The following is a 9,507-nucleotide window of genomic DNA, read 5'->3' as shown; positions in this document are numbered from 1 at the left end:
CTTAATGACGCCGGATCGGAACTTTCGCGTGGCAAGGGTGCTGAAAGTGCGCTTAGAAGTGCGCAGCGCTGCCTTGAACGTGCACTTGAAAAGGCCGATGGCCGGTTTGAACCGATCATCGAGGCCCTTGACCGTGCTGCCATCGAACTTGAAGAAGCCAACCGGTCAATTTCGGCAACGCTGGCGGACCTTAACCTTGATACCGGCCATCAGGAAAATGTCGAGGAACGTCTGTTCGCCCTGCGTGCTGCGGCGCGCAAATATGATGTTCCCGTCGATGGCCTTAATCCCCTGATGAAGGACTTCCGATCCCAGATCGATCAGCTTGAGTTCGGGGAGAAGGAACTGGACCGCCTGACGGCAGCCGTTACGGAACATCGCGACGCCTATATCACGGCTGGTGAAAAGCTTCATGCGGCGCGCAAGGAAGCCGCCGCCAAACTTGATGGCGCCATCAATGCCGAACTGCCGCCGCTGCGTATGGAAAAGGCGCGCTTTGTTACCGACATTGCCAAGCTTGAAGAAGCCGACTGGGGGCAGGATGGCATTGACCGGGTGCAGTTTACGGTCGCGACCAACCCCGGCAGCCCACCGGGGGCGCTTAACAAGATCGCATCGGGCGGGGAGCTTTCGCGGTTCCTTCTGGCACTCAAGGTCGTTTTGGCACGCGTATCAGCCGTGCCCAGTCTGGTCTTTGACGAAGTTGACAGCGGTGTTGGCGGCGCAACGGCAGCCGCCATTGGTCAACGCCTGCACCTGCTGGCTCAGGAACGTCAGATCCTTGTCATTACGCACAGCCCGCAGGTCGCAGCCCGGGGTCGCACGCATTTCTATATTGCCAAGCGCGAGGCAGAAGGCACCATGGTGACCCGCGTCGATGCCCTTGTCGACGGTGCCCGGCGCGAGGAAATTGCACGCATGCTGGCCGGTCATTCCGTGACCGCCGAGGCACGCGCAGCAGCAGACAGCCTGCTTGAACAACCCAATTGACCCCGACGCCAACGCGTCGGCCCAACCTTGAATACGGAACAAAAAGAATATGAACGCCGAACACGCGTCAAACATGTCCGAACTTCCTGAATTGCCGTCTTCAAGCACGGAGGCGCGCAAACAGCATGCAGAGATTTCTGAACGTATTCGGTCTTATAACGAGGCCTATCACGTGAATGACGATCCGCTGGTGTCGGATGCAACATATGACGCGCTGTTTAACCGCCTGATCGAACTTGAATCCCACTATCCAACGCTTAAGAAAAACAGCCCGACACAAGAAGTCGGTGCTGCCCCGGCAGAGGGCTTTGCCAAGGTCAAGCATGCCCGCCCGATGCTGTCGCTTGGCAATGCATTTTCGCGTGAAGACATTGTTGATTTTCTGGCGCGTATCCGCCGGTTCCTGAACCTGACGGCGCACAGCCCGGTCGAAGTAGTTGGCGAACCCAAGATCGATGGCCTTTCCCTGTCGCTGCGTTACGAGAACCGGGAACTTGTCACCGCAGCCACCCGTGGTGATGGATCAGAAGGCGAAGATGTTACTGCCAATGTCGCCCACATTGACGACATCCCCAAGATCCTTCCCGGTGACGCGCCCGATGTGGTCGAAATCCGTGGCGAAGTTTATATGGCACGTTCTGCCTTTCAGAAACTGAACGCAACACAGGCAGAAACAGGCGGCAAAACCTTTGCCAACCCGCGCAACGCCGCGGCTGGCTCCTTACGCCAGCTTGACCCGTCAATCAGTGCCAAACGCGCGCTTCGTTTCTTTGCCTATAGCTTTGGCGAACTTTCCGAAAGCCTGGCCCAGACCCAGTGGGATTTCCTCAACAAGGTCGAAGGATGGGGTTTTGTCACCAATCCGCTGACCCGGTTGCTGAATGATGCTGATGACATCATGGCGTTTTACGATGAACTGGCGACACAGCGTCCTGACCTTGATTACGACATTGATGGCATCGTCTATAAGGTCAACGACTTTGAACTTCAGCTGCGCCTTGGTTTTGTCAGCCGTTCGCCACGCTGGGCAATTGCCCATAAATTCCCGGCCGAAAAGGCACGCACCCGCCTGAACGCCATCGAAGTACAGGTTGGCCGCACCGGCGCGCTAACGCCCGTCGCCCGTCTGGAACCCGTCACGGTTGGCGGCGTGGTTGTTTCCAACGCCACCCTTCATAACCGTGACGAAATCGAACGTCTTGGTGTGCGCGTTGGCGACATGGTGGTCATTCAGCGTGCCGGTGACGTCATCCCGCAGGTGGTTGAAGTCATCCTTGATGAACGCCCGGAAAACATCACCGAGTATCAGTTCCCCGATACTTGCCCGAAATGCGGCAGCCACGCCATGCGCGAAGAAGGTGAAGCCGTCACCCGCTGCACCGGTGGCTTGATCTGCCCAGCACAGGCCGTTGAACGCCTGAAACATTTCGTGTCGCGCAACGCCTTTGATATCGATGGCCTTGGCGCCAAAAATGTCGAGGCGTTCTTTGAGCTGGGCTGGCTGAAATCGCCTGGCGATATTTTCCGCCTTGAAAGTGATCATGGCGATGCCATTCGCAAGCTTGAAGGTTGGGGCGAAAAATCTGCCACCAAGCTCTTCGATGGCATCAATGAACGCCGGACCATTGGGCTCGACAAATTTATCTATGCACTTGGCATTCGCCAGATCGGGCAGGCCACGGCAAAACTTCTCGCCCGTCATTACGGATCCCTTGCCGAATGGCGCGCAGCAATGGTTGCCGCCAATGAAGCCGACAGTGAAGCGCTTCGTGAACTGATCAATATTGATCAGATCGGCCCGGGTGTGGCCAAGGATCTGATTGAGTTCATGGCCGAAGATCACAACCGCGAGGTTCTTGATGATCTGCAAAACCTTTTGACCATCACCGACGTCGAAGCCCCGACCGTCAGCGACAATCCGGTCAACGGCAAGACCGTGGTCTTTACCGGCAAGCTTGAGCTGTTTTCGCGTAATGAAGCCAAGGTCAAAGCCGAAAGTCTTGGTGCAAAGGTTGCCGGATCGGTTTCGGCAAAAACCGATTATCTGGTTGCGGGACCAGGTGCCGGTTCCAAATTAAAGAAAGCAGAAGAATTAGGTGTTACAGTGCTTGATGAACAAGGATGGCTTGATCTGATTGCAGTTGAATAAAAACGTTCTCACTGGGGAAGTGTGCTGATGGAAGACCTTGGAAATTTCTTTCGCCGTTATGTCGACGCCCATCTCAAGCTCGAAGAAAATGCGCTTGATGATTTCTTTCACTTCCCGTGCCTGATCAACGATCTGTCCGGTGTTCAGGCAATTGCGAACTCGTCAGACCTGCACAAATATCACCAGTCCTTTTTCGAAGAACTGAAAAACGCTGATCTGGCCATGGCAAAATCCATGGTCGTTGAACAACATTCCGCCCTTCCCGGTGGCGCGCGCGCGATTGTTTCGTTCCGTTTTGGCAATTCCGAAAACAACCTGATCTTTGATTGCGACTATGCATTTGCGCTGCTCAAGCAGGATGACCAATGGAAAGTCATCTTCGCGCAGCTTGATGAAATCAGATACAGCGACCTGTATTGAGGCACGCATGGTGCCCGCACTTCCCCTCTGCCTGATCAGACTGGCCCTTGCCCTGATGCTGGGATGTATTCCCGCTATGGCACAGGCCGATCCGGACTTTGACACGCTGTCAGGTCCGGCACGTGCGATTGATGCCGATACGCTCGAATTCGGTTTCAAGCGCATTGACCTTTGGGGCGCGGATGCCATGAACCGTTTTCAACAATGCCGGATAAACGGTCAAAGCACGGCTTGCGGGGCAGAGGCATGGCAGCTTACCACCAACCTTCTGGTCGCCACCCCGGTCACCTGCGAGGTGCGCGGCAAGAACCGATATCATCGCAACATGGCCGTGTGCCACAATGCCAATGGGGTTGATATCGGCCAAAGCCTGATTCTGCGTGGCTTGGCCGTTGCCCGCCCCGATCAGATGCCGGAATATGAAGCCTATGAGAATCAAGCCCGGCAAGCCCGCAGCGGTGTCTGGGCCGGGGAGTTTATCGACCCGCTTAAATGGCGGCGCGGTGAACGCCTGCCCGAACATGAAATTGAAGTTCGTCGTTGGCAGCGCGAAGAATAGGCGCCCGGAGAATTCCATCTGTTAGCGCTGCGACGCCCCACCAGAACCAAATGGTCTTGCCAGCAAACGCCCCAATCCCGCCAGCGTAAAACTGTTCTTGAGGGACGCCACACCCAGTGTAACGACGACAAACCCGATCAACTGCGGTACGGTCAGGACTTCACCAAGGAAGAGCCATGCGGCAAAGAATGTCATGGCCGGACCGGACAGCGAAATCAGCGATGCCTGTGTCGCCCCGACCCTTCGGATGCCTTCATAAAGCAGGAAAAACGGGATTACTGTGCAAAAAATCGATATGCCCGCCGTCCACAGGATACCAACCGGGTTCAGGTTCAGTGGGTTTTGCATCATCAGCGCATAAACCATCATGCAGATACCAGCCGCAGTGTTGATCAGGGCGGCAAAATGCATGGAACCGATGACCGCAATCATCCGTTGCCCAAAATAAAGATAAACCGCATAGGTCAGGGCAGAGCCAAACGCCCACGCAGCCCCATACCACAATTGATCTGACACCCCGCCAAACCCATCGGGCGCAAGCACCAACACCAAGCCACCATATGTCACAACAAAGCAGACAACTTGCGGAAATGGCGGGAAACGCCTTTTGTGAACGGCTTCAAGGATCATGACCACAGCCGGGAACGTAAACAGCACGATCCGCGAAACGGTAACATCAATCAGCGATACCGCCGTGAAGTCGAATAGAGCGGCAAGAAAGAACAACCCGCCATACAGAGCACCCCATGCCACATCGACCGGCTTCATTTTACGTTCGCCCGGCCGGTTCTTGCCAAACATGAACACGCCCAGCCAGAAAAACGGCATGGCAATCAGGAAGCGCAACAGCAACAAACCATCCACCGTCATACCTGTCGCATAGACAAACTTCGCCAAAAGCCCCTTCATCGCCAGGGCAACGGTTGCCAGCAAGACAATGGTCAGCGCTGACCCTGCAGGCGAGATGACAGACGACGTCGTTGTCTCTGACGTACTTTCCTTGGCACACTGACCTTCCGGTCCGGACGGATTAGACAACGGTGTTGGATGCGACGGTGGCGTCATTGAAATTCTCCGATCCTCTCTTGGTTGCCATAGTCCCCTGCAAGCTGTCATTATTCAATTCGAATTAATTGCTATCAGATATCAGCTTTGGCTATATCTTATTGAGACACCACTACTGTTTCCCCGCGCAGGACCGCCACACATGGATATCAAACAACTTAGAAGTTTTGTGCATATCGCCGAACTCGGAAGTCTGTCACGCGCAGCTGAACGCCTGAACCTGTCGCAGCCCGCGCTTAGTCGGCAGCTTAATCTGCTTGAAGAATCACTGGATACGAAACTTCTCGAACGCACCGGCCGTGGCGTCAAACTGACCGAAGCGGGGCAAATGCTTGCGGAACGGGCACGCGTTATCCTGACCGACCTTGCCCGGCTTGAGGCGGATTTATCGGCCCGCAGCAGTCAGGTTACCGGCCATGTTCATGTTGGCGTTCCCCCAAGTGCCGGGATCGTCATAACAGGGGCGCTGATTGAAAACCTGCGTGATCGCTATCCGGACCTGAATGTGACGGTTGCCGAAGACCTGACCGGTGATGTGCAGGAAGGATTGCTTTCAGGACGGCTTGATATCGGGATTCTGCATGATGGCATGATTTCACGCAGCTTGTATGCTGAACCGTTATGGCGCGAAGACCTGTTTTTGATTTCCCATCCATCACAGGTGGGCGAACAGGAAACTGAAATCGCATATGAAGATGTCCTGTCCCTGCCCCTGATCATGCCAACCAACAAACACGGATTGCGGGCCATGATGCAGGAAGCCGCTTTCCGTGCCGGTCGCCCCCTAACCCCGGTGGTCGAGGCCGACGCCCTTCGCGTGCTGATTGATCTTGTTACCCGCAATCTCGGACATACTGTCCTGCCACGCAGTTCGCTTGTTCAGGAACTTTCAACCGGGCGGCTGACGGCTCGGCGCATTACAAATCCGCAACTGTCACGCAAGGTGATGTTATCGTGGTTGCAGGAACGCCCGCTCAGCGCGGGCGGCAAGGCCGTGGTCGATACATTGCGTGATCTTGCCGGTACGGTCCCGATGGCCAATCAATAGATGCCCAGCCGGCTGCAAACAAAAGCCCCGAACGGATTATGGTCCGCTCAGGGCTTTCGGTATGATATGTGGCGCCGGGATCAGACAGGTGCCTGACTGTCCGAAGACTTTTGCCAAAGGTTGATGCCCGCATCCCCTGCATACTTGTCGATCTCAGCCAGTTCTTCTGCACTGAATTCAAGGTTATCAAGGGCATCAAGACTGTTATCAAGCTGCTGAACATGGCGTGCACCGATCAGGGCAGAAGTCACCTCTGGACGGCGCAGCACCCAGGCAATCGCCATTTGAGCCAGTGTCTGACCACGGCGTTTGGCGATTTCATTCAGGGCACGAACACGATCAAGGTTTTCATCCGACAACATTCCCGGCTGGAAAGATCCTTCGAGTGCGGCACGGGAGTCTTCCGGCACGCCGTTCAGATACTTGTTGGTCAGAAGCCCTTGGGCGAGCGGCGAAAAGGCAATACAGCCCATGCCAAGCTCAGAAAGGGTATCAAGCAAACCATCCTCGACCCAGCGATTAACCATCGAATAAGACGGCTGATGAATGACACATGGAGTTCCCATGTCTTTAAGGATCGCATGCGCTTCGCGGGTCATTTCCGGTGAATAGGACGAGATCCCGACATAAAGCGCCTTGCCGGACCGCACGATCTGATCAAGTGCGCCCATGGTTTCGGCAAGCGGGGTGTTGGGATCGACACGGTGGGAATAAAAGATATCGACATAGTCGAGCCCCATCCGTTTCAAGCTTTGATCAAGGCTTGAAATCAGATATTTGCGCGATCCCCATTCCCCGAACGGTCCTGGCCACATGCGGTAACCTGCCTTGGTCGAAATGATCAGTTCATCACGATGGCTTTTCAGATCCTGGGACAGAACCTTGCCAAAGTTTTCTTCGGCCGAACCCGGCGGCGGGCCATAGTTATTGGCAAGGTCAAAATGGAACACGCCACGATCAAAGGCGCGACGGATCATCGCCCGTTGGGTTTCATAAACGTCCACACCACCGAAATTCTGCCACAGACCAAGTGTGATTTTCGGCAGAAGCAATCCACTGCGCCCACAACGGTTCCAGTTTTCGTCGTTATAGCGATCAGGGTTAGCCATCCACTGGGCTTCGACTTCAGCCATACATTCCTCCTGCTTTCAGAAGCGGTTTACCGCTTTTCTTGAATCGATCCAATGCCGCTTTAATAGGGCATTCGATCCTGTTTGTCAGCGCCAAGTCCGTGGCGTGAACTCAATCTGATTTCTTTTTGATTGGTGCAGTTGCCTTTTGCAGCCATTCCCGATGGTCATCGTCAAGATCATCGGCATACATCGCATAGACCTGTGCGTGGTAATCGTTAAGCCACTGCAGCTCGTCCCTGCTCATCAATTCGGGATCAATCAGCTTGCGTTCAATCGGCGAGAACGTCAGCGTTTCGAAGCCAAGCATCTTGCGGTCCGCACCGATTGGCGCGTCAATTTCTGTTACCGCAATCAGGTTTTCGATCCGGATGCCGTATTCGCCTTCCTTATAGAAGCCCGGTTCGTTCGAAAGGATCATGCCCTGTTTTAGCGGCACCTTGTTCGGCGCCTTGGAAATACGTTGCGGACCTTCATGCACACCAAGATAACTGCCAACGCCGTGGCCTGTGCCATGGTCAAAGTCCAGCCCGGCCTCCCATAGCGGCATGCGGGCCAAGGTATCAAGCTGCTGACCTGTTGTTCCCACCGGGAACACGGCACGGGCAAGGGCGATATGGCCCTTAAGCACGCGGGTAAAGCGGTCACGGTGTTCCTGTGTCGGTTCGCCGATGACGGTTGTTCTGGTGATATCGGTGGTGCCATCCAGATATTGCGCACCGGAATCAATCAGGAAAATTTCGCCCGGCGTCAGGTTACGGTTGGTTTCCGGGGTATTCCGATAATGACATAGCGCCCCGTTCGGGCCACTGCCTGGAATGGTCTCAAAACTGGAATCACGGAATAGCGGATCTTCGGCACGCATCGACAGCAGCATGTCTGCAGCAGCACGTTCGTCGATGTCACCACCGCTTGCGGCTTCATCAAGCCATTTGAAATACCGAATGATCTTTTCTCCGTCGCGCTTGTGCGCCTTGCGCGATCCTTCGAGCTCGACGTCGTTCTTGCATGCCTTGGGAATAGCAACCGGATCGCGCCCAACGCGCACGGTTGCGCCCGCCTCAGCCAGTTGCATCCGCAACCAGTCGGCAGCAGTCGCTTCATCCAGCCGCACCGATTGATTGCCCATCGACCGCAAAGCGTCTGCAAGTTCCCCCGGCGCACGCAGATTTGCTTCGCCCGACAACCATGCGACGGTTTCGGCAGCAATTTTGCGTTCATCCATGAAAAGATCGACCGATGCATCACCATTAATGATTGCATAGCCAAGCGCAAGCGGTGTCTGCGGCACATCGGCACCACGGATATTCAGAAGCCACGCAATGCTGTCAGGTGCGGACAAAATGGCACTGTCACATGATATACGCGACAGGATTTCAGCAATCTGGGTGCGTTTTTCAAAACTGGATTTCCCGGCATATTCCATCGGATGCGGTCGGACAGGCCCCAGCGGCAAGTGCGGTTGCGCATGCCAGATTGCATCTATTGGATTGGTATCAATGGCAACCAGTTCCGCGCCAGCAGCTTCACATGCAGAACGCAGATGCGTGGCCTGTTGCACGGTATGCAGCCAAGGATCATAGGCCAGTTTTTGCCCGGATTTCAGATTGTCGTGCAACCATCCCACCACCGGCTCTTCTACCAGATGGCGGTATTCAAACAGGTCACGGTTAACTTGCTGGCGCACCTGAATGGTATAGCGTCCATCAACAAAAACCGCCGCCTTGTCGCTCAGAACAACAGCCGCCCCGGCTGAACCGGTAAAGCCGGTCAACCACGCCAGACGTTCGGCGCGCGCGGGAACGTTTTCGCCCTGATGTTCGTCCGCACGCGGCACGACGAACCCGTCAACACCCTTCGCCGCAAGGTATTTGCGCAATGCATCAAGCCGATGGGCTGAGTCAAAACCGTCCTTGGCCATTTTGAAAAGCGTTTTGCGTTCATAACGAAGTGCCAGCAACTCGGCGCGCAATTCGTCATCCGGGGATGGACAGATCAGATCGATCCAGTCTTCTCGCGTACTGCCTTCGGCGGCGGCCAGAACACCGTCAACCAGATCAATGACAGCGCTGACATCCTTGTCGACATTGGCGGCTTCAAGCAGTTTGGCAAGTTGAGCATCACCGGAAATGGCCATGAAGGTCCT

At 55.2% G+C, this 9,507-nt stretch carries 7 protein-coding genes and 1 pseudogene; 5 read left to right on the top strand and 3 right to left on the bottom strand.

Translation table 11 applies throughout. The features are described from left to right. From B2R48_RS10340 to B2R48_RS10325, 4 genes and pseudogenes are all read left to right on the top strand, one after another. A pseudogene (locus B2R48_RS10340) lies at window positions 1–990 on the top strand (DNA repair protein RecN); the annotation flags it as partial. Window positions 991–1,039: 49 nt separating this feature from the next. Further along, window positions 1,040–3,139, top strand: coding sequence for an NAD-dependent DNA ligase LigA (gene ligA / locus B2R48_RS10335; protein WP_296999901.1), 2,100 nt, complete (start codon window positions 1,040–1,042; stop codon window positions 3,137–3,139). Window positions 3,140–3,166: 27 nt separating this feature from the next. After that, window positions 3,167–3,559, top strand: coding sequence for a hypothetical protein (locus tag B2R48_RS10330; RefSeq protein WP_044827982.1), 393 nt, complete (start codon window positions 3,167–3,169; stop codon window positions 3,557–3,559). Beyond that, window positions 3,531–4,118, top strand: a complete 588-nt coding sequence (locus B2R48_RS10325) for a thermonuclease family protein (RefSeq protein WP_062956280.1) — start codon at window positions 3,531–3,533, stop codon at window positions 4,116–4,118. The genes B2R48_RS10330 and B2R48_RS10325 overlap by 29 nt, the downstream gene beginning before the upstream one ends. Before the next feature lie 21 nt (window positions 4,119–4,139). Here the strand turns inward: B2R48_RS10325 and B2R48_RS10320 are convergent, their stop codons facing one another. Then, entirely contained in the window at window positions 4,140–5,183 is a 1,044-nt protein-coding gene (locus B2R48_RS10320; RefSeq protein WP_296999889.1) for a DMT family transporter, read from the bottom strand. Window positions 5,184–5,325: 142 nt separating this feature from the next. Here B2R48_RS10320 and B2R48_RS10315 point away from each other — a divergent pair, with 142 nt between their 5' ends. After that, window positions 5,326–6,231, top strand: coding sequence for a LysR family transcriptional regulator (locus B2R48_RS10315; protein ID WP_296999886.1), 906 nt, complete (start codon window positions 5,326–5,328; stop codon window positions 6,229–6,231). An 80-nt stretch (window positions 6,232–6,311) separates the two neighbouring features. Here the strand turns inward: B2R48_RS10315 and mgrA are convergent, their stop codons facing one another. Together mgrA and B2R48_RS10305 are read right to left on the bottom strand one after the other, a co-directional pair. Continuing rightward, window positions 6,312–7,364: an L-glyceraldehyde 3-phosphate reductase gene (mgrA, locus tag B2R48_RS10310; RefSeq protein WP_296999883.1), complete on the bottom strand. Its 1,053-nt coding sequence runs from the start codon at window positions 7,362–7,364 to the stop codon at window positions 6,312–6,314. A 109-nt stretch (window positions 7,365–7,473) separates the two neighbouring features. Continuing rightward, window positions 7,474–9,498 (bottom strand): aminopeptidase P family protein, encoded by a 2,025-nt coding sequence (locus B2R48_RS10305; protein ID WP_296999880.1) that lies wholly within the window; start codon window positions 9,496–9,498, stop codon window positions 7,474–7,476. Between the last annotated feature and the right edge of the window lie 9 nt (window positions 9,499–9,507).

It is taken from the genome of Thalassospira sp. UBA848, assembly GCF_002295455.1.
In the GTDB taxonomy this organism is placed as follows: Bacteria; Pseudomonadota; Alphaproteobacteria; order Rhodospirillales; family Thalassospiraceae; genus Thalassospira.
The sequence above is the reverse complement of the archived record's forward strand: the minus strand, read 5'-3'. Positions and strand labels throughout refer to the sequence as shown.

Excerpts from the sequence above, each read along its gene's own strand:
- ligA (WP_296999901.1), top strand. The coding sequence starts at position 1,040 with ATGAACGCCGAACACGCGTCAAACATGTCCGAACTTCCTGAATTGCCG.
- B2R48_RS10330 (WP_044827982.1), top strand. The coding sequence starts at position 3,167 with ATGGAAGACCTTGGAAATTTCTTTCGCCGTTATGTCGACGCCCATCTC.
- B2R48_RS10325 (WP_062956280.1), top strand. The coding sequence starts at position 3,531 with ATGAAATCAGATACAGCGACCTGTATTGAGGCACGCATGGTGCCCGCA.
- B2R48_RS10320 (WP_296999889.1), bottom strand. The coding sequence starts at position 5,183 with ATGACGCCACCGTCGCATCCAACACCGTTGTCTAATCCGTCCGGACCG.
- B2R48_RS10315 (WP_296999886.1), top strand. The coding sequence starts at position 5,326 with ATGGATATCAAACAACTTAGAAGTTTTGTGCATATCGCCGAACTCGGA.
- mgrA (WP_296999883.1), bottom strand. The coding sequence starts at position 7,364 with ATGGCTGAAGTCGAAGCCCAGTGGATGGCTAACCCTGATCGCTATAAC.
- B2R48_RS10305 (WP_296999880.1), bottom strand. The coding sequence starts at position 9,498 with ATGGCCATTTCCGGTGATGCTCAACTTGCCAAACTGCTTGAAGCCGCC.